This window comes from Streptomyces sp. WAC 04229, assembly GCF_003947455.1.
Lineage (GTDB): Bacteria > Actinomycetota > Actinomycetes > Streptomycetales > Streptomycetaceae > Streptomyces.
Map to the genome: position 1 here is coordinate 29,825 of NZ_QHJH01000014.1, position 18,111 is coordinate 47,935.

General features: G+C 73.9%; 19 protein-coding genes. 12 read left to right on the forward strand and 7 right to left on the reverse strand.

Annotation, left to right across the window (positions count from 1 at the left end):
• Positions 1–11 precede the first annotated feature (11 nt).
• Positions 12–812, reverse strand: coding sequence for a thioesterase family protein (locus DMH12_RS06500; RefSeq protein WP_125490585.1), 801 nt, complete (start codon positions 810–812; stop codon positions 12–14).
• A 169-nt stretch (positions 813–981) separates the two neighbouring features.
• Between DMH12_RS06500 and DMH12_RS06505 the strand changes: the two genes are divergently transcribed.
• Genes DMH12_RS06505 through DMH12_RS06515 form a run of 3 tightly spaced genes read left to right on the forward strand, consistent with a single transcriptional unit; the run spans position 982 to position 2,025 of the window.
• Entirely contained in the window at positions 982–1,218 is a 237-nt protein-coding gene (locus DMH12_RS06505; RefSeq protein ID WP_125490586.1) for a DUF2945 domain-containing protein, read from the forward strand.
• A 6-nt stretch (positions 1,219–1,224) separates the two neighbouring features.
• On the forward strand, positions 1,225–1,557 hold the full coding sequence (locus tag DMH12_RS06510) for a DUF3140 domain-containing protein (protein ID WP_125490587.1): 333 nt from the start codon (positions 1,225–1,227) through the stop codon (positions 1,555–1,557).
• Positions 1,558–1,593: 36 nt separating this feature from the next.
• Entirely contained in the window at positions 1,594–2,025 is a 432-nt protein-coding gene (locus DMH12_RS06515) for a hypothetical protein (RefSeq protein WP_125490588.1), read from the forward strand.
• Positions 2,026–2,067: 42 nt separating this feature from the next.
• On the opposite strand, the gene DMH12_RS06520 is transcribed toward DMH12_RS06515, so the two are convergent.
• Positions 2,068–3,444, reverse strand: coding sequence for a deoxyribodipyrimidine photo-lyase (locus DMH12_RS06520; RefSeq protein ID WP_125490589.1), 1,377 nt, complete (start codon positions 3,442–3,444; stop codon positions 2,068–2,070).
• Positions 3,445–3,502: 58 nt separating this feature from the next.
• Positions 3,503–5,041, reverse strand: coding sequence for an SDR family oxidoreductase (locus DMH12_RS06525; RefSeq protein ID WP_399186743.1), 1,539 nt, complete (start codon positions 5,039–5,041; stop codon positions 3,503–3,505).
• 103 nt (positions 5,042–5,144) lie between these two features.
• Here DMH12_RS06525 and DMH12_RS06530 point away from each other — a divergent pair, with 103 nt between their 5' ends.
• Entirely contained in the window at positions 5,145–5,651 is a 507-nt protein-coding gene (locus DMH12_RS06530) for a MarR family winged helix-turn-helix transcriptional regulator (protein WP_125490590.1), read from the forward strand.
• Between the two features lie 141 nt (positions 5,652–5,792).
• Positions 5,793–7,886 (forward strand): MMPL family transporter, encoded by a 2,094-nt coding sequence (locus DMH12_RS06535; protein WP_125490591.1) that lies wholly within the window; start codon positions 5,793–5,795, stop codon positions 7,884–7,886.
• A gap of 13 nt (positions 7,887–7,899) precedes the next feature.
• Here the strand turns inward: DMH12_RS06535 and DMH12_RS06540 are convergent, their stop codons facing one another.
• Positions 7,900–8,325 (reverse strand): PPOX class F420-dependent oxidoreductase, encoded by a 426-nt coding sequence (locus DMH12_RS06540; RefSeq protein WP_125490592.1) that lies wholly within the window; start codon positions 8,323–8,325, stop codon positions 7,900–7,902.
• A 91-nt stretch (positions 8,326–8,416) separates the two neighbouring features.
• A complete protein-coding gene (locus DMH12_RS06545) occupies positions 8,417–8,632 on the reverse strand; it encodes a hypothetical protein (RefSeq protein WP_125490593.1) in 216 nt (71 codons plus the stop codon).
• 226 nt (positions 8,633–8,858) lie between these two features.
• Between DMH12_RS06545 and DMH12_RS06550 the strand changes: the two genes are divergently transcribed.
• The 7 genes from DMH12_RS06550 (at position 8,859) to DMH12_RS06580 (ending at position 14,657) form a co-directional block, all read left to right on the forward strand.
• Positions 8,859–9,860: a mechanosensitive ion channel family protein gene (locus DMH12_RS06550; protein WP_125490594.1), complete on the forward strand. Its 1,002-nt coding sequence runs from the start codon at positions 8,859–8,861 to the stop codon at positions 9,858–9,860.
• Positions 9,861–9,996: 136 nt separating this feature from the next.
• Positions 9,997–10,632 carry a bifunctional 2-polyprenyl-6-hydroxyphenol methylase/3-demethylubiquinol 3-O-methyltransferase UbiG gene (locus tag DMH12_RS06555; RefSeq protein ID WP_125490595.1) on the forward strand — a complete coding sequence of 212 codons (636 nt, stop codon included), beginning with the start codon at positions 9,997–9,999 and terminating at the stop codon, positions 10,630–10,632.
• A gap of 137 nt (positions 10,633–10,769) precedes the next feature.
• The gene (locus DMH12_RS06560; protein ID WP_122615275.1) at positions 10,770–10,958 is read left to right on the forward strand and encodes a hypothetical protein; all 189 of its coding nucleotides are present in this window, start codon (positions 10,770–10,772) and stop codon (positions 10,956–10,958) included.
• A gap of 21 nt (positions 10,959–10,979) precedes the next feature.
• Positions 10,980–11,687: a hypothetical protein gene (locus DMH12_RS06565; protein WP_125490596.1), complete on the forward strand. Its 708-nt coding sequence runs from the start codon at positions 10,980–10,982 to the stop codon at positions 11,685–11,687.
• On the forward strand, positions 11,684–12,628 hold the full coding sequence (locus DMH12_RS06570) for a DUF6895 family protein (protein ID WP_125490597.1): 945 nt from the start codon (positions 11,684–11,686) through the stop codon (positions 12,626–12,628). The genes DMH12_RS06565 and DMH12_RS06570 overlap by 4 nt, the downstream gene beginning before the upstream one ends.
• A complete protein-coding gene (locus tag DMH12_RS06575; RefSeq protein ID WP_125490598.1) occupies positions 12,625–13,545 on the forward strand; it encodes a DUF6895 family protein in 921 nt (306 codons plus the stop codon). Before DMH12_RS06570 ends, DMH12_RS06575 begins: the two co-directional genes overlap by 4 nt.
• A complete protein-coding gene (locus tag DMH12_RS06580; protein WP_125490599.1) occupies positions 13,542–14,657 on the forward strand; it encodes a serine hydrolase in 1,116 nt (371 codons plus the stop codon). The genes DMH12_RS06575 and DMH12_RS06580 overlap by 4 nt, the downstream gene beginning before the upstream one ends.
• Before the next feature lie 63 nt (positions 14,658–14,720).
• On the opposite strand, the gene DMH12_RS06585 is transcribed toward DMH12_RS06580, so the two are convergent.
• Positions 14,721–16,100, reverse strand: coding sequence for an alpha-lytic protease prodomain-containing protein (locus DMH12_RS06585; RefSeq protein ID WP_125490600.1), 1,380 nt, complete (start codon positions 16,098–16,100; stop codon positions 14,721–14,723).
• 202 nt (positions 16,101–16,302) lie between these two features.
• Positions 16,303–17,967, reverse strand: coding sequence for an alkaline phosphatase (locus tag DMH12_RS06590; protein ID WP_125490601.1), 1,665 nt, complete (start codon positions 17,965–17,967; stop codon positions 16,303–16,305).
• Positions 17,968–18,111 lie beyond the last annotated feature (144 nt).

Below are 18,111 nucleotides of genomic sequence, written 5' to 3' on the forward strand. Positions count from 1 at the left end.
CCGCCGGCGGATCACCCCAGTGGGCGGACGGTCAGCATCTGCTGCGCGTGGCCCACGGGGCCGTCGACGTCGTGCAGCACGGTGCTCGTGATGCCCTGGCCGGTGGGGCCGAAGACGACGGTGGTGTCCAGGCCGGTCCAGGGGCCGCGGGGCGCGCGGTGCAGGTGCAGGGTCAGGTCGACGTTCGGGAACATCCACTCCCTCGGCGACTGCCGTACGGCGATGCCGTTGGCGGTGTCCACCAGGGTGACGTAGGAGGCCAGCGGGCTCGCCGTCTCCCCGGCGACCAGGTCGAGGCCGGTGGAGACCCAGGCGGTGGTACGGCCCGGGAGCGGCGGTGCCACGGGGCGCACGTCCAGGGAGGCGATGTATCCGCCGGGCCACGCGGTGTCCATGGGCCAGGGGGCGAGGGTCTCCGGCGCGGCGAGCCGGTCCGCGCCGCCGCCCGCCACGGCGCCGGTGTCCACGTCGGCCAGCAGCCACGCCCTGGCCCGGGTCACCGACCGGCCCGCGATGAGCACGGTCGCCTCGACCAGTTCTATGGTGCGGCCGGGGCGGACGGTCTCCACCCGGATCTCGCACTCGTCCAGCGCCGGGCGGCCGAGGATGTCGAAGCTGATCCGGCTCAGGGACATGGCCGCGCCCTCCCGCCCGGCCAGATGGCGGTCGACCGCGTGCACGATCAGGCCGCCCAGCGGACTGAAGTGCTGCTCGTCCGCGCTCCACGCCCCGCCGGCGTGCGAGGTGGGCTTGAAGCGGTGCTCGTCGATCCGCTCGTAGTAGCTGTCCGGGGTCGCGGTGCTGGTGTTCAACGGGCTGCTCCTGGAACGGCGGCGGCGAGGGGAGGGGCCCCGGACGGCGGTGCCCGGGCCGCGACCAGGATAGTTCCGCCGCTGAACGGGTCATCTCCCGAGTGGCCCGCCCCCGGCTGGGAACCCAGGTGGGGAAGCGGAGGGGGCCTGCGGACGAAGGAGCGGCGCCATGGCGAGGAACCGGGGCGAGGGCGGCAAGGGCGAGGACCTGGAGAAGGGCGACAAGGTCACCTGGAGCAGCCACGGCTCCCGGGCCGAGGGCGAGGTGGAGAAGAAGATCACCAAGCGCACCGAGGCCGGGGGCCGCACGGTGGACGCGTCGCCCGACGACCCGCAGTACAAGGTCCGCAGCGACAAGTCGGGCGGATCGGCGGTGCACAAGCCGTCGGCGCTGAAGAAGAAGTGAGGCGACATGGACGGTGACGACCTGCAGGAGATCCGGGACGGCTTCCGCGAGCTGGTGAACATGGCGCCGGCCGACCTGGAGGCGTGGCTGGAGACCGACGAGTCCCAGGACGCCGGACACCACCAGGACGGGGGCGAGTCCACCGGGCACGCGTCCGGCCGCCGGATCGTGCGGATCCAGCGGACGAACAAGGACGACCTCTCGGACGACGACTACGAGCACATGCGCAAGGTCGTCGGCTACGTCCGCCGGCACCTGGCCCAGCGCCCGTCGGGCGACGTCGAGAAGTCCCGGTGGCGCTACTCGCTCATGAACTGGGGCCACGACCCCCTCGCGTGACACCGCCGTCGATGCCGCCGGAAGGAGACACACCCGATGGGAGACCCGCACCGGCGCCCCGAGGGCGTCAGCGACGAGACCGTGGAGGCGCTGGGCTCCCTGTCCAAGGCCCTGGAGACGACCGAGTGCGCCCGCGGGCACCTGTTCGCCTTCCACCAGCTGACCGGCTCGGCGGACTTCGAGCTGGACCGCGCCGTCGAACTCCTGCGCGCCGCCGGGCACCCGGAGTGGGCGGAACGGGTCCGCACGGAGATCCTGGGCCGCAACGTCATCCCCGGACACTGGACGTTCCAGGTCGTCGAGGCGTACGACCGGACCTACTACGAGCCGTTCAGGGACCTGGAGCGCGAGGCCGTGGACCGGCTCGCCGACGGCCGCGACCACCTGTACGAGGCGGAGCTGAAGGAGGCCCGCCGCACCCGGAACCACCCGGACCACACGGCCGGCCCCGACGGCCCTCCCACCTGACGGCTGCCCGACGGCTGACCGCTGCGGGGCCGGCGCCTGCGTTCAGTCGCGTCCGCGGGCCCGTTTGAAGCGGTCCAGGCCCTCGGCGAGGTCGACGATCGGGTCCGGGTAGGCGTCGTACTTCGCGCGCTCCGGGCCCGTCAGCCGCCACGGCTCGTGTACCAACCGCCCTTCCAGGCCCTCCAGTTCGGGCACCCAGCGTCGCACGTACGTCCCGTCCGGGTCGAAGCGCCGTGCCTGGGCCGTGGGGTTGAGGACGCGGTGCGGGCGGGTGTCCGTGCCGGTACCGGCGGTCCACTGCCAGTTCAGCTGGTTGTTGGCCACGTCGCCGTCCACGAGCAGGTCCAGGAAGTGCCGGGCGCCCACCCGCCAGTCGATGTAGAGCGTCTTGGTGAGGAAGCTGGCGGTCAGCAGCCGGGCCCGGTTGTGCATCCAGCCCTCGTGCCGCAGCTGGCGCATGGCCGCGTCGACGACCGGGTAGCCGGTTCGCCCGTCCTTCCAGGCGGCGATCTCCTCGTCCGCCTGGGCTCCGGTGCGCCAGCGGTCGTGCCTGGTGCGGTAGTCGGCCGTCGAGGCCTGCGGCCGCGCGGACAGCACCTGGGCGTGGAAGTCCCGCCAGGCGACCTGCCGCACGAACGCCTCGGCGCCGGCGCCGCCCTTGTCGCGGGCGCGGTGCACCAGCTCGACGGGGGAGAGGGCGCCGAAGTGCAGGTGCGGGGAGAGGCGCGAGGTGTCGTCGCCGGCCAGGTCGTCGTGCTGGTCCGCGTAGCCGGTGATGCCGTCGCGCAGCCAGGCCGTCAGACGTTTCCTGGCCTCCTCCTCGCCGCCGGCCGCCAGCCCCGGGGACAGTCCCGTGAGGTCGCTTCGGCTCGGCAGCGGCTCCGAGTCGACGCCGTCCGGGACCCGGACCTTGCGGGGCGCGGCGAGCGCGTCGCGGACGGAGCACTCGCTCCACCGCCGGAAGTACGGCGTGAAGACGGCGAAGTGGTCGGAGGAGGCCGGGGTGACCGCCCCCGGCGCCAGCACGGTCGTCACGGCATCGTGCACGTGCAGTCGGCAGCCCCGCGCCCCGAGGGCGTCCCGGAGCAGTTCCTCGCGCCGGTGCGCGTGCCCGCTGACGTCGGCCGCCATGTGCACCTCGTCGGCTCCCGCCTCGCCGGCCACCGCGCACACCTCCTCGACCAGGTCGCCGGAACGGACGATCAGCCGCCCGCCCCGCTCCCGCAGCCCCGCGTCCAGGTCGCGCAGGCAGTCGGCGAGGAAGGCGAGCCGGTTGGGCGCGGCGAAGCCGGCCGCGTCGACGGCCCGGTCGCGGACGAACAGCGGTACCACGGCCGCGGACCCGTCGAGCGCCGCGCGCAGGGGCGGATGGTCGTGCAGCCGCAGGTCACGGGTGAACAGGACGACCGACGTGGTCATGGCGCTCCTCGCAGGGGGGTCGGGCCGCCGGACCGGGCGGGGGCGACGCGCGGCGGTCTCATCGGGCCGCCGGGCCACGGGTGGCGGCCCGGGCGATGTTGCGGGCCATGCCGCCGAACACCACGGCATGGAACGCCCACACGCTCCACCAGTAGGCGTGCCCGGCCAGTCCGTGCGGATGGAACAGCGCCCGCTGCCGGTACCGCGTCCGGCCGGTGTCGTCGGTGTCGGCGTACATCTCCAGCCAGGCCAGGCCCGGCAGCCGCATCTCGGCGCGCAGCCGCAGCAGCCGGCCCGGGACGATCTCCTCCACCCGCCAGAAGTCGAGCGAGTCGCCGGCCCGCAGCCGCGCGGCGTCCCGGCGGCCGCGGCGCAGGCCGACCCCGCCGACCAGCCGGTCGAGCCAGCCCCGTACCGCCCAGGCCAGCGGGAAGGAGTACCAGCCGTTGTCGCCGCCGATCCCCTCGATGACCCGCCACAGCGCGGCGGGCGAGGCGTCGACGGTCAGCGTGCGGTGGTCGGTGTAGAGACTGCCGCCCGCCCAGTCCGGGTCGGTGGGCAGCGGATCGCTGGGCGCCCCCGGCACCGACGCGGACGACCAGCGGGTGGTGACCTGGGCGTCCCGCACGCGTTGCAGGGCCAGCCGCAGTGCGCCGTCGAAGCCGAGCGGATACCCCGGCGGCGCGGGCACGTACTTCAGGATGTCGTTCTCCCGGCACACCACCTCGTGCCGCAGCGACTCGGTGAGCGGGCGGGCGATCGAGGCGGGGACGGGCGTGATCAGGCCGACCCAGTGGCTGGACAGGCCCGGTGACAGCATCGGCACCGAGACGATCAGACGCTTGGGCAGCCGCGCCACCTCGGCGTAGCGGACCATCATCTCGCGGTAGGTCAGGACGTCCGGCCCGCCCACGTCGAAGGCGCGGGACACCTCCGCCGGCATCCGCGCGCTGCCGACGAGCGCGCGCAGCACGTCCCGGACGGCGATCGGCTGGATGCGGGTGTGCACCCAGCTGGGCGTGACCATCACCGGCAGCCGCTCGGTGAGATAGCGCAGCATCTCGAAGGAGGCCGACCCGGAGCCGATGACGATCGCGGCGCGCAGCACGGTCGTGGGCACACCGGAGGCCAGGAGGATGCGGCCGACCTCGGCACGGGAGCGCAGGTGCGGGGAGAGTTCCCGTTCCGGCACGTCGGACGGGGTCAGGCCGCCGAGATAGACGATGCGCCGCACCCCGGCCGCCTCGGCCCGCTCGGCGAAGGTGCGCGCCGCGCGCCGGTCCGTCTCCTCGAAGTCGTCGCCGCTGCCCAGCGCGTGCACCAGGTAGTAGGCGACGTCCACGCCCTCCATCGCCCGCGACACCGAGTCGGCGTCCAGGACGTCGCCGCGCACCACCTCGGCCTCGCCGGCCCACGGGTGGTCGCGCAGCTTGTGCGGCGAGCGGGCCAGGCACCGCACCCGGTGGCCGGCGCCCAGCAGCTCCGGTACGAGCCGCCCGCCGACGTAGCCGGTGGCGCCGGTGACGAGGCAGCGCAGGTTCGTTCCCATGCCCTCACCCGGGCCTTCGCCGCTCGCGCGGTCGCGTTCTGCACTCATGGGGCTCCGTCTCTCACGGGACAGTCGTCACGTGATCACTTCCCGCGGGCGCACGGTGATGGATGCGCGGGTTCCCAGGTTGACCCTTCTATACGCTGATCGCGTGGCGACAGCGAACCAGCGCGGGCAGCACCCGCACGAACGGGGGACCGGGGCCGGTCCCGAGACGAGTGACCTGCACGTCCTCGCCTCGCACCTGAGGCGGATGAACGGCGAGATCAACCGCCTCGTGCACGGTTTCGCCGGCAGCCAAGGCCTGCACCCCACCGACGTGCAGGCGCTCGCGGCGATCCTCGACTCGCCCGAGCCCATGACCCCGGGCCGGCTGCGCGAGCACCTCGGGCTCACCTCGGGCGCGGTGACCGCGTGCGTGGACCGGCTGGAGCGCGCGGGGCACGTGCGCCGGGTCCGGGAGAGCGCCGACCGCAGGGTCGTCCATCTGCACTACGTGCCGGACGCGCGGGCGGCGGCCCGGACGTACTTCAGGCCGCTGGCCGAGGCCGCCGCGTCGGCCCGCTCGCGCTTCGACGAGGACGAACTGACGGTCGTGGTGCGTTTCCTGGCGGCGATGAACCAGGAACTGGGTCTCGTACGGTCCGACGCCGGCTGACCGACCGCCGTCCACCGCATCCGGAGGAGTTGCCGGGGCAGAAGACCGGTGTGTCACGAGGCCCCAAGTAGTTCAATCATTGAGATTGTTTATGATCGAGTTACTTTCCTCGCCGCCGGAGACCAGGAGACCTGAAGACCGATGTCCATCCCCACCCGACGCGCCCGCTGGCTCGTCCCGATCGTCCTGCTTCTGGCCTGGCTCGGCATCGGAGGAGTACTCGGCCCGTACGCCGGGAAGCTCGGCGAGGTCGCCACCAACGACCAGGCCGCCTTCCTGCCCCGCAGCGCGGAGTCCACCCGGGTCGTCGACGCCCAGAAGGCGTTCCAGCAGGACGAGACGCTCCCGGTGATCGTCGTGTGGACCGCGGACGACGGCGGCTCCGTCACCGAGCACCGCGCGGCGGCCACCCGGTCGGTCGCCTCCGTGGAGGGTGAGCCCGGCGTCGTGGGGGCCCCGTCACCGGCGCTGCCCTCCGAGGACGGCGAGGCGCTCCAGGCCGTCGTCCAGCTGAGGCCCGACCTCGGCGAGGCGCTGCCCGACGCCCTGGAACGCGTCCAGGACGCCGTCGGGAAGGTGCCCGGCACCGAGGCGCAGCTCGCGGGACCGGCCGCCTCCCAGGCCGACCTCTCCGACGCCTTCTCCGGCATCGACGGACTGCTGCTCGGCGTCGCCCTGATCACCGTGCTGGTGATCCTGCTGCTCGTCTACCGCAGCGTCCTGCTGCCCCTGGTCATCATCCTCGGCGCGGTCTTCGCCCTCGGCCTGGCCTGCGCGATCGTGTACGCCCTCGCCGACCGCGGCGTCGTGCGCGTGGACGGGCAGGTCCAGGGCATCCTCTCCATCCTGGTCATCGGCGCCGCCACCGACTACGCGCTGCTGCTCACCGCCCGCTTCCGCGAGGAACTCGCCCGGCACCCCGACCGGTTCGGCGCCGTCCTCGCCGCGCTGCGGGCCTCCTGGGGCGCCGTCGTCGCCAGCGCGGCGACCGTCGCCCTGGGCCTGCTGGCGCTGCTGCTCAGCGACCTCACCAACAACCGCGCGCTCGGGCCCGTCGGCGCCATCGGCATCGTCTGCGCGGTGCTGAGCACGCTCACCTTCCTGCCCGCCGTGCTGGTGCTGCTCGGCCGCGCCGCCTACTGGCCGGCCAAGCCCGTCCGGACCGGCGACCCCGAAGCCGGGCACCGCCTGTGGCACCGCGTCGCCGAACGGGTGGACCGGGCCCCGCGCCGCATCTGGGCGGTCTCGCTGGCCGCGCTGATCGCCTGCGCCGCCTTCGCGCCGACCCTGACCTCCCGGGGCGTCCCGCTGGACGAGATCTTCGTCAACGACGCGCCCTCGGTCTCCGCCCAGCAGACGCTGGCCCGGCACTTCCCGGGCGGCTCCGGCAACCCCGCCGTGATCATCGCCGACGCCGACCGGCTCGACCCGGTCCTCACGGCCGCCCGCGACACTCGCGGCGTCGCCTCCGCCGCCCCGGTCACCGCCTCCGGCCGCCCCGGGGGCGGGGAGCCGAAGGTCGTCGACGGCCGGGTGCGGATCGACGCGACGCTCCAGGCGCCGGCCGACAGCGACGCCGCCAAGAGCGCGGTGGCCCGGCTCAGGTCCGCCGTCCACGAGGTGCCCGGCGCGGACGCCCTGGTCGGCGGGTACACCGCCCAGCAGTACGACACCCAGCGCACCGCCGAACACGACCGCACGCTCATCGTGCCCGTGGTCCTCGCCATCATCCTGGTCATCCTGATCGCCCTGCTGCGCTCGCTGCTGATGCCGGTGCTGCTGGTGGCCACGGTGGCGCTGAACTTCCTGGCCACCCTGGGCATCTCGGCCCTCGTCTTCACCCACGTGTTCGGTTTCAGCGGCACGGACGCCTCCGTCCCGCTGTACGGGTTCGTGTTCCTGGTCGCCCTGGGCGTGGACTACAACATCTTCCTGATGTCCCGGGTGCGCCAGGAGTCGCTGCGGCACGGGGTGCGGGAGGGCATCCTGCGGGGCCTGACCGCCACCGGCGGCGTGATCACCTCCGCCGGTGTCGTCCTCGCCGCCACCTTCGCCGCGCTCGGGGTGATCCCGCTGGCCTTCCTGGTGCAGATCGCCTTCATCGTGGCCTTCGGCGTCCTGCTGGACACCCTCGTGGTGCGCTCCCTGCTGGTGCCCGCGCTCGCCCGCGACATCGGCCGCGTCGCCTGGTGGCCGAGCCGGCTCGGCCACCGCACACCGCCCGGGACGGAGTGACCCGGGCGGGACGTCACGCGCCGGGAGCCCCCGCGACGGGCCGCACCGTGCCGAGGAAGCGCCGCACCTCGATCTCGATGACGACCCGCTCCGGGTTCTCCCGGGGCTGCCGGTAGCGGGCCGCGTAGCGGACCTCCGCGTCGCGGACCGACCCGGCGTCCTCCCGCACGGTCGCGACGCCCTCCAGGGTGGACCAGCGTCTGCCGTCGACCTGCCCCACGGCGACGACGGCGGACCCGGCCCGCAGCACGTTGCGGGCCTTGGCGGTGCCCCGGCCGGTGATGACCCGGGCCGTGCGCGTGGTGTGGTCGTACGTCACTCCGACCGGGACCAGGTGCGGGCTCCCGTCCGCGCGCGGCGTCGACAGGAAGCACACCCGGCGCTCCCGCCAGAACCCGACGAACTCCTCGTCCGCGTCGTGCCGTTCCCCGGTGTCCATCCGATCTCCTCGTCCGAGCCGCGTGTGTCCCGTCGGGAACAGCATCGCCCGAGGCGCCGCGGCGCCGCTCGGCGGGGTGCGCGCACCGGGATCAGGCGGCGGCGTCCCGTTCCGCGGGGCGCGGCGCGGCCGCCTCGGGGAGGCGGGCGGGGGCGTCCTGGCCGCGGCCGCCCGGGAGGAGTCTCAGATGGCGGCGCCGGGCGTGCCGGGCCGGGACCGGATCGGCGAAGAGCCGGTCCTCCAGATACGTCATGGTGAACAGCAGCAGCCCGACTCCGGGCAACAGCAGGACGGCAACATAAACCACGGCGCGGGTCCCCCTCCGCTGTGGACGACTCCCTGCGGGTTCCCCGGCGGACGCCGGTGATGGGCCGGTAACGAGTGAAGATGACGCAACTGTCGGACATAGGGGGCGAGTGACGGGAACGAGGGTGCGTGTGTCGCGACTCACCGGCCGTCATGTTCGGGCCCCGGGTGGGTAGGCGGCCCCGACGGCGGACACGTCATCCCCGAAGAACGGAGCAGTCGAGCCGATGTCGCACACCTTCCCACCCACCGGCCGGGGCACGGACACGCGGTTGGCGGCCTCCTGGTCGGACTGGTTCGGCGACCACACCGAGGCGCTCATCGGGATACCCCTGCGCATCGCGCTCATCGTCGTGGTCCTCCTGGTGCTGCGCGCGGTGGCCAAGCGGGCCATCACCCGGGTCGTCCAGCGGGTCCTGGAACCACCGGCGGGCGAGGCCGAGCGCAGCAGGCCACGCAGGTCCGGCCGGGGTGCCGCCGTCCTGCACCGCGACCGGTCCCGGGCGCGGCAACGCCGCGAACAGCGGGCCCGCACCATCGGCTCGGTGCTCAGCAGCGTCGTGACCATCGTGCTGTTCATGGTCGGCGTGGCCATGGTGCTCGACCAGGTCGGCATCGCGCTCGGTCCGCTGCTCGCCAGCGCCGGAGTGGTCGGCCTGGCGATCGGTTTCGGCGCGCAGAGCCTCGTCGCCGACTACCTGTCCGGCCTGCTCATCATGGTCGAGGACCAGTACGGCGTCGGCGACTCCGTCGACCTCGGGGAGGCCATCGGCGAGGTCGAGCACGTCGGCCTGCGGCTGACCCACGTGCGCGACCTCAACGGCGGTCTGTGGCACATCCGCAACGGCGAGATCCTGCGGGTCCGCAACGACAGTCAGGAGTGGGCGCGGGCCGTCCTGGACGTCGCCGTCGCCCACGACGCGAACCTCGACACGGTCTACCGCGTGCTGGAGGACACCGGCCGCGCGCTGCGCGAGGAACCGGAGTTCGCCGACGTCCTGCTGGAGGACCCCGCCGTGTGGGGCGTGCAGTCCCTGGACGCCGAGGGCGTGCTGGTGCGCCTCGCGGTCAGGACCGAGCCGCTCCAGCAGTGGGGCGTCACCCGCGAACTGCGCCGCCGGGTCAAGGACGCGCTGGACAACGCGGGCATCGAGACCCCCTTCCCTCGGCGGACCGTGTGGCTGCGCACCGACCCGTCGGACGCCGAGGCGGACGCGCTCACCCGCTGACACGCGAGGGCCGGAATTTGCCGGTCCGGCAAACACCTTTGGCGTCGCCGGTGCGGCCGGTGCAGCCTGCGTACGGGCGCGTGCACACGGCGCGCCCCGTGTCGCAGACGCGTCCGAACGCCGCCCAGGAGGCACCATGACCGACCTGCCCCTCCCCGCCCCCGCCGCGGAGTTCTGGGAGGCCCGCTACCGCGACACCGACCGGGTCTGGAGCGGCCGCCCCAACGGCCTGCTGGTGCGCGAGGCGAGCAGCCTCACACCCGGGACCGCGCTGGACCTCGGCTGCGGTGAGGGCGCTGACGCCGTGTGGCTGGCCGCCCGCGGCTGGCGGGTCACCGGCGTGGACATCTCCGGCACCGCTCTCGAACGCGCCGCCGGGCACGCGGCCGAGGCCGGGGTGGGCGACCGGGTCGCCTGGGAACGCCACGAGCTGGGACTCTCCTTCCCCGAGGGCGCGTTCGACCTGGTCAACGCGCAGTACCTGCAGTCCCCGGTCGCCTTCGACCAGCGGGCGGTACTGGACGCCGCGGCGCGGGCCGTGGCGCACGGCGGCACGCTGTTGGTCGTGATGCACGCCGGCTGGCCCTCCTGGCAGACCGAGCCGCCCTTCGACGCGGTCTTCCCCACCCTGGACGGGGTCCTCGCCGAACTCGCCCTGCCGGACGGCGAGTGGACCGTCGTGACCGCGGAGACCGTCCGCCGTCCGAGCGTCTCACCGGAGGGTGCCGAGGGCTTCCGCGAGGACAACGTGTGGCGCCTGCGCCGGGCGTGAGAGCCCCGGCGCGCCTCGTATGTCGCTTTTGTTGAAGAAGTTATCTTCTGAGAATTTTGAGAAGAGAGGCATGTTTTGGGACTCACCGGACACCCTTGGGTGTGAAGGCCATTTGGCTACCAGAGGGAGATGGTGAAATGCCTTCCAAGGACAAGGTGCTCGAGGAAGTCACCCGCACCGAGAACATCGAGATCGACGCGGTACTCGACCCCGCCGAGGCTGACGGAGTCTTCCGTGACAGCCGCGAGTGCGCCGCGCTCGCCCTCCAGTCCGGAGGTGGCAGCCTGCTGCTTTCGCCGCCGGCCCCGCGCCCGAAGAAGGGTTGACGGACCGACGGGAGCAGTGAAATGGAGCAGTCGAGCACGTCGGCCCTCCTGCAGGGCGCGGTGCTGGACCTCGCTTCCGACGTGGTCTCCGCTCTTCGGAGCGGAGACCACGTGCGAGCGGGCAGCACCCTGACGACCGGCGGCGCCGGTGAGGGCGTCGCGCGTGCGGCGGTGCGCGTTCTGGGCGCCGACACGCTGTTGCCCGCCGCCCTCCTGCGCGTTCCGCCCGACCCCGGGCAACTCGCGGTGTTCAAGGACGCCGTCACGGCCCATCCGCCGCGTCCCGACGCGGCCCCCACCGTCGTATGGAGCCACTGGGCCATGGCCCGTGCCCTGCGCCGGCTCGACCAGACGCCGCCCGGTCCGACCGCCGGCGAGCCGGGTGCGGAACCCGGCACCGGCTGGCTCGACGAGGCCGGCTGGCAGGTGCTGACCCATCAGCTCGCGGTCCTCGCGCCGCTCGCGCTGCCCGGCGAGGAGTGCGCGGTGACCCGCCTGGCCCGGCGCCGCCCGGTGGACGTGGCCCGCGGTTTCGTCCGGGCGGTGCGCCGCCGGGACTGGCAGCAGGCGGCCGGAGCCGGACGCTGGCTCACCCTCCTGGACGGGGTGCCGGAGAGCCTGGGCCTCGAAGCGGGACTCGACTTCGTACGCCTGATGGGCGGCTCGGACCCCAGGGTGGCGCTCCAGCTGGAGGCGGCGCGGCTGATGCCCGCCGGAGTCCTCCTGTGAGCGTCCGGGGCGTCGAGGAGGCGGCCCTGGACTGGGTGTGGGACCACCGCGACCGCTTCGCGCTCGGCGAGGACGCGCTCGCGGCGGAGGGCCAGGTCAACCGGACCTGGAAACCGCTGGGCGAACTCACCCGGGTCTGCGCCTCCGTGTCCCTGTGCACCCCGCCGTCGGACCCGCTGCACGGCCGGGTGTCCGACCTGCTGGACTTCGCCTGGCAGCAGACCCACCGGGGCGAGCTGTTCCCGCTGATGCAGTCGCTGGAGCCGTTCGCCACCTACCCGTTGGAGGTGTACGCCGCCTTCGCCTCGGCCGGATTCCGCCACCCGGGCTACGAGGCGTCCGCCGCGGTGGTGGCCCGTACCCGCGGCTGGCGGCTGACCGAGCAGTACCCCACCCGGCGGCTCGGCGTGCTGGAGGCCGAGCGGCACAGCGGCATCCACCCGCACGGGCGGCTCCCGCAGGCGCTGGGCCGGACCTGGCTGGGCGGCCTGCCCGAGCCGTGGACCTTCGAACGGGCGGCCGGCTACGCGCTCACCCACGTCGTCTTCCACCTCACCGACTGGGGACGCAGTGCCCAGGGCGTGCCACCCGATCTCGCCGACTACCTGGCGCACTGGCTGCCGCCCTGGCTCGACACCTGCCTGGAGGCCCGGATGTGGGACCTGAGCTGCGAACTGCTGGCCGTCGCCGCCAGCCTGCCGCACCCGCCGGAGCCGGCCGTCCTGGAGGACGCCTGGCCGCGCGTCGCGGCCGCCCAGGACACGTCCGGCGCGATACCCGAGGAGGGCGCCCTGCAGGACGCCGCCGGGGAGCGCGCGGGAACCGACCCCTACGACTTCACGGACTGCTACCACTCCACTTTGATGGCCGTGTTCGCGGCCGCCCTCACCACCGCACGGCTGCCGGACACGGACCACGCCGGACAAGGAGTGCCGGGATGACGGACACCCGCCTGATCCACGGCGTCGGCGCCGGCGCGCTGGAGTGGCTCTGGGTCCACCGCGACGGCTTCCGCCTGGAGCAGGACGTGGACCCCGAGACCGGCTTCCTGGAGCGCTTCAAGCCGATCGGCGAACTCGCCCTGATCTGCAAGGTGCTCTTCCGCGAGGGCGTCGCCGGCTCCCGGCAGGCCCAGCTCGCGCGCCAACTGCTCGACCACACCTGGCGCGAGACCCTGGACGGCGGCCGGATGCTGGTGCGCGGCCAGCGGATCGAGCCCTTCTCGCCCGTCCCCTTCGAGGTGTACCTGCCGTTCAGGGAGCTGGGCTACAGCCAGCCCGAGGTGGAGGAGGCCACGGTCCTCAACCACCGGCTGGACAGCTGGGCGCGGTTCCCGGTGACGCCGACCCGGCGCCTGGGCCTGTCCGCCTTCCAGCGCCGCTTCGGCCTGGCCGCCCGGCCGCCCGAGGGCGACCTGGTCGCCGCCACCTGGCTGGCCGGGACCCCCGAGCCCTGGACGGTCGAGGGCCACACCGCGTACGACATCACGCACACCGTCTTCCACCTGACCGACTGGGGCGAGAACCCCGGCGGGCTGCCGCCCTCCGTCGCCGAGTACCTAGCCACCTGGCTGCCGGTGTGGATCGACGACTGGCTGGACCTCGAACGCTGGGACCTGCTCGGCGAACTCCTCGTGGTCGACGCCTGCCTGCCCCGGCCCACTCTCGACGAGGCCGCCTGGCGGGGCTTCGCCGCCGCGCAGCAGCCCGACGGCGCCATGCCCGCCGTACGCACGATGCCCGAGGGCGACCCCGAATCGCTGTTCGACCTGGTCTACCACCCGACCCTGGTCGCCGCCTTCGCCTCCCTGCTCGCCACCTCCCGCGCGCTCAGCGAGCTGGCGCACACGGCGTCGTGACGGACCGTCCCACGCCCTGGCCGGGCGACCCCGAGGACGCGGGCGACTTCCCGGCGGGCCCGCAGGTTCCGCCCGGACCCGCCGACGACGCCGCCCTGCGCGAACGGCTGGCCGAGGCCGTCGCCGCCTGCGACGCCCCCGACGTCGTCTTCGCCGTCTCCCGGCACGGTCGGCGCACCCTGGTCGGCGGCGGCACCGCACCACCCCGCGACGTCCCCCGCGAGGACCTGCGCTACGAGATCGGCTCGGCCTCCAAGACGTTCACCGGACTGCTGCTGACCCGGCTCGTGCGGCGCGGCGCGCTCACCGGCGGCGAGGCGGCCGTCACCTGCCTGGACCCGGGCCGCCCGGCCGGCCCGCACCCCGTGACGCTGGCCCACCTGCTCACCCACACGGCGGGACTGCCCGCCCTCCCGGCCGGCTTCCTGCGCACCGGACTGCCCGCCTGGCGCACCAACCCCTACGCGCGCTACCCGGCCGAGCGGCTGACGGACACCTTCCTGCACCACCGGCCCAGGCACCGTCCCGGAACCCGCTGGCACTACTCCAACTACGGCGTCTCCGTGCTCGGCCACGCGGTCGCCGCGGTCCTGGGGACCCCCTGGGAAGACCTGCTCACCCGTCAGGTCCTCGAACCGCTCGGCCTCGGCGGCACCGCCCTGCGTGCCGAGGGCCCCGGCACCGACGCCGTGGGACACGGCAAGGACGGCCGCACCCTCGTCCCGCCGTTCGACCCGGGCGGCTTCCAGGCGGCCGGGGCCGTCCGGTCCACCCCGCACGACCTGCTCACCTTCCTCGAGGCCCACCTCGACCCGGCCGGTTCACCGGCCGCCGGAGCGCTGGGCGCCGTGCGCGTACCCGTGCTGCGGCGGGGCCTGGGGCACCGGCACGTGCACACGGTGGCGTGGTTCCGGCACCCCACCGACGGCGGGCCGATGTACTTCCACAGCGGGGCCACCCTGGGCCAGCAGGCGTTCCTGGGCTTCCGCCCCGACACGGGCACGGCCCTGGCGGCGGTGTGCGGCAGACGCTTCCGCGCCGGGGACCCCTTCATCGCGGGCGCCTACGCCTTCCTCGCGCAGACGCAGCGGACACAGCAGACACAGCGATAGGCGCGGGGCCGCGTTCAGCGGCGGCCCCGCGCCCAGCACCGCCTCGCGGCGGCCGTCGGTTCGTCAGACCCGCTGCCACAGGGCCGGGGTGCTCTCCGGCGAGCCCGCGCCCTGCGCCTGGTGGCCCTGCAGGCACCGGTAGCGCGCGCCCGCGTAGGACACCGTGGCGCCCGCCTCGTACACGCGGCCCGAGGTCCACGCGTCCGCCGCCGCGTTGTCCTGTGGCGGCGCGGGGGTCCCGGCCGCGGCCGAGGTGGTCTTCAGGGTGAGGCCGAAGTCGCTCAGCAGCGCGTTGATCGGCTGGTAGAAGGTGGTCCCGCCGTTGGTGCAGTCACCGGAGCCGCCGGACGTGGTGCCCTGTCCCTGGGAGCCCGAGACGTAGGGGCCGCCCGAGTCGCCGGGTTCGGCGCACACCGTCGTCTCGGTGAGCCCGTTCACGGTGCCCTCCGGGTACGTGACACTCGTGTCGTGCTGCTGGATGGTGCCGCAGTGCCACCCCGTGGTCGAGCCCGAGCGGCACACCGAGGCGCCCACGAGCGCCTCCACCGAGCCGGCGATCTGCACCCTCTCGCCGCCCTCGCCCTTCACGTCCGGCGTCGCCGTCCAGTCCGAGTTGACGCTCACCCAGGCCATGTCCTTGCCGGGGAAGGTCGAGGCCTCGAAGGTGCCCTGGGCGGCCTCGTTGAACCCGGTGGTGGTGGCGCCCGGGTCGCCGCAGTGCCCGGCCGTGGCGAAGCCCTGCTGGTCGTCCTTGGTGACGCCGAAGCCGATGGAGCAGCGGGCCTGGTCGTTGATGTAGTAGGCGTCGCCGCCGACCAGGTCCGTCAGCAGCCGCGGCTGGTTCGGGGAGATCCGGACGCCCACGTCCCGGCCCGCCAGGCCGGCGTTCTCGACGAAGGTGTCCGCCGCGGACCGGCTGGTGGCCTGGACCACGACCCGGTTGGTCCTCACGTCGACGTACCAGACCGGCGTCTGCCGGGTCCGCATCCGGACGGCGGACGCGTCCAGCTTCTCCTTGACCGAGCGGAGTTCGGCCAGGCCCCGCTCGACGACCGCCGCCTTGGCGCCGCCCGCCTCGATGGCGGAGGTGTCCGCCGCGTCCGTGGTGGCGACGGTCAGTTCGGCGGAGGTCGCGCCGCTCACCCAGGCCCCCGCGAAGCGGTCGCCCAGCGTGTTGCGCAGCATGCCCGCGCGCGTACCCGCCTCCTGCTCGTTGGCCAGCCGTGCCGCCGCCTGCCCGGGCGCCAGCCCGAGGTCGCGCTCCATCGCGCGCAGCATCCGCGCCGACGGCGCCGCCGGGGCGGGCGTCCGGACGGCGGTGGGCTGCGCACCGGGAGCGGGGAGCGGCGCGGCCGACGCGGCCGAGGGGAGAGCGGTCAGGACCAGGGCGCCGAGCGCGGTGAGAGCTGCGCGGCGGCTGCGCGCGGCGTGTCTGCCGACCATGCGATGTGCCTCCTTCGAGGGCTGTGCGAGACAGCGGTGTTCGGTGCGCGACCGCGGATCACGGTGCGACTGCGACGAAGTCACAGGTCTTGCCGGAAAGACCGGCGGTGACACCGGCCCCCGCCGTCATTCGCGCTATGGGGGACGCGGTGGGTGCCAAGTGCAGTACGCGCGGCACCCACCCGTCCGCCGGGCCGGGGGCTCAGGCGGGCTTCAGACCCGGTGCGCCCGCCTCCGTGACGAAGGACGCGGCCGTGGTGATCGCGGCGCCGGGCGTGGTGACGGCGGACACCGTCCGGAAGTCCAGGTGGGCCGCCTGACGGTCCAGTTCCACCCGGACGTAGCCGCGCTTGCCGTTGTAGAACTTCATGTGCGGGTTGGCCCGCAGGTACAGGTCCCAGTTGGCGGGCTGCTCCACGCCGTCCCGGCCGCTGGCCACCGAGGTGCAGGTGATCTCGGTGCCGACGGTGGCCGACGCCGGGTCGTCGAAGTCCTCCTTGACGTCCAGGGCGTAGCCCACGTGCACGTCGCCGGTGAGGATCAGCCAGTTGTCGACCCCGGTGGCCTTCGCCCCGGCGACGACCCGGTCGCGCGAGGCGCGGTAGCCGTCCCAGGCGTCCATCGAGAGCGCGGCGTCGGCGGTGTCGTCGAACTTGCGCTGGGAGAAGCAGACCTGCTGGGGCATCACGTTCCACAGCGCGGTCGAGCCCTGCCAGCCGTCCAGCAGCCACTGCTCCTGCGCGGCGCCCGTCATGGTGCGCGCCGGGTCGTCGGACTCGGGCCCGGGGGCGTGCGGCCGGTCGTCGTACGCCTGGTCGGAGCGGTACTGGCGGGTGTCGAGGAAGTCGAACTGGGCGAGGGTGCCCCAGTGCAGCCGGCGGTACAGCCGGGCGTCCGGTCCCTGCGGCAGCTGCTCGGCGCGCAGCGGCTGGTTCTCCCAGTACGCGCGGTAGGCGGCGGCCCGCCGCAGCAGGAACTCCTCCGGCGGGATGTCGTTCTCGGGGATGCTCCCGGCGTAGTTGTTCTCGGTCTCGTGGTCGTCCCAGGTCACGACGAACGGATGCGCGGCGTGCGCGGCCTGGAGGTCCTCGTCGCTCTTGTAGAGCGCGTACCGCATCCGGTAGTCCGCGAGGGTCATCGTCTCGCGGTTGAACACGTCGGGCAGCGTGACGTCGGTGTAGTTGCGCTCGCCGCCCGCCGAGTTCACCGCGTACTCGTACAGGTAGTCGCCGAGGTGGAAGACCACGTCGACGTCGTCCTGGGCGACGTGCCGGTGCACCGTGTAGTAGCCGTCCTGGTACGCCTGACAGGCGACGGTCGCGATTTTCAGACCCGAGGTGGCGCTGCCCGCCGGCGGCGCGGTGCGGGTGCGGCCGGCCGGGCTGAGCCAGGCGCCGGCGCGGAAGCGGTAGTAGTAGACCGTGCCGGGGGTGAGGCCCTTCACGTCGACGTGCACGCTGTGGGCGTACTCGGCGTGCGCCTCGGCGGTGCCGCGCAGCAGGACCGCCGCGAAGTACTCGTCGAAGGCCACCTCCCACTCGACCGTGACCCGTTCCGTGCCCATCCCCCCGTCCTCCAGGAAGGGCTCGGGAGCCAGCCGGGTCCACAGCAGCACCGAGTCCGGCATCGGGTCGCCGGAGGCGACGCCGAGGGTGAAGGGGTCCTTGGTGATCCGGGCGGCCTCGCGCTCGCGGGCCGCGACCGCGCCGCGGGCCGGCCGGTTGGTGGCGAAGGCGAGTGCAGCGGTGGCCGCGGTCACGGTGAGGAAGCGCCTGCGGCCGAGGTGCCGGGCGGCGGCACGCAGCACCGCGTCGTGCGGGGAGAACGCGTGCTCGGCCAGTGCGCTGTGACGGCCCGTGGGCGCCATCTGGTGTCCTCTCGTACGGGGCGTGGCGGACCCCGCATGCTAAGCAGACAAAACACCTGAAACGGGCAGGGCTTGCGGAGTGATCACACAGGAGGAGGTATGCGCGGGCGGCCGGAGCCGGACCCGCGGTGTCCGGCTCCGGAG

Bases quoted from the DNA above. Each gene is read 5' to 3' on its own strand.
- DMH12_RS06565 (WP_125490596.1), top strand. From the start codon at position 10,980: ATGGAGCAGTCGAGCACGTCGGCCCTCCTGCAGGGCGCGGTGCTGGAC.
- DMH12_RS06555 (WP_125490595.1), top strand. From the start codon at position 9,997: ATGACCGACCTGCCCCTCCCCGCCCCCGCCGCGGAGTTCTGGGAGGCC.
- DMH12_RS06535 (WP_125490591.1), top strand. From the start codon at position 5,793: ATGTCCATCCCCACCCGACGCGCCCGCTGGCTCGTCCCGATCGTCCTG.
- DMH12_RS06540 (WP_125490592.1), bottom strand. From the start codon at position 8,325: ATGGACACCGGGGAACGGCACGACGCGGACGAGGAGTTCGTCGGGTTC.
- DMH12_RS06515 (WP_125490588.1), top strand. From the start codon at position 1,594: ATGGGAGACCCGCACCGGCGCCCCGAGGGCGTCAGCGACGAGACCGTG.
- DMH12_RS06510 (WP_125490587.1), top strand. From the start codon at position 1,225: ATGGACGGTGACGACCTGCAGGAGATCCGGGACGGCTTCCGCGAGCTG.
- DMH12_RS06550 (WP_125490594.1), top strand. From the start codon at position 8,859: ATGTCGCACACCTTCCCACCCACCGGCCGGGGCACGGACACGCGGTTG.
- DMH12_RS06520 (WP_125490589.1), bottom strand. From the start codon at position 3,444: ATGACCACGTCGGTCGTCCTGTTCACCCGTGACCTGCGGCTGCACGAC.
- DMH12_RS06560 (WP_122615275.1), top strand. From the start codon at position 10,770: ATGCCTTCCAAGGACAAGGTGCTCGAGGAAGTCACCCGCACCGAGAAC.
- DMH12_RS06590 (WP_125490601.1), bottom strand. From the start codon at position 17,967: ATGGCGCCCACGGGCCGTCACAGCGCACTGGCCGAGCACGCGTTCTCC.
- DMH12_RS06505 (WP_125490586.1), top strand. From the start codon at position 982: ATGGCGAGGAACCGGGGCGAGGGCGGCAAGGGCGAGGACCTGGAGAAG.
- DMH12_RS06575 (WP_125490598.1), top strand. From the start codon at position 12,625: ATGACGGACACCCGCCTGATCCACGGCGTCGGCGCCGGCGCGCTGGAG.
- DMH12_RS06585 (WP_125490600.1), bottom strand. From the start codon at position 16,100: ATGGTCGGCAGACACGCCGCGCGCAGCCGCCGCGCAGCTCTCACCGCG.
- DMH12_RS06525 (WP_399186743.1), bottom strand. From the start codon at position 5,041: ATGAGTGCAGAACGCGACCGCGCGAGCGGCGAAGGCCCGGGTGAGGGC.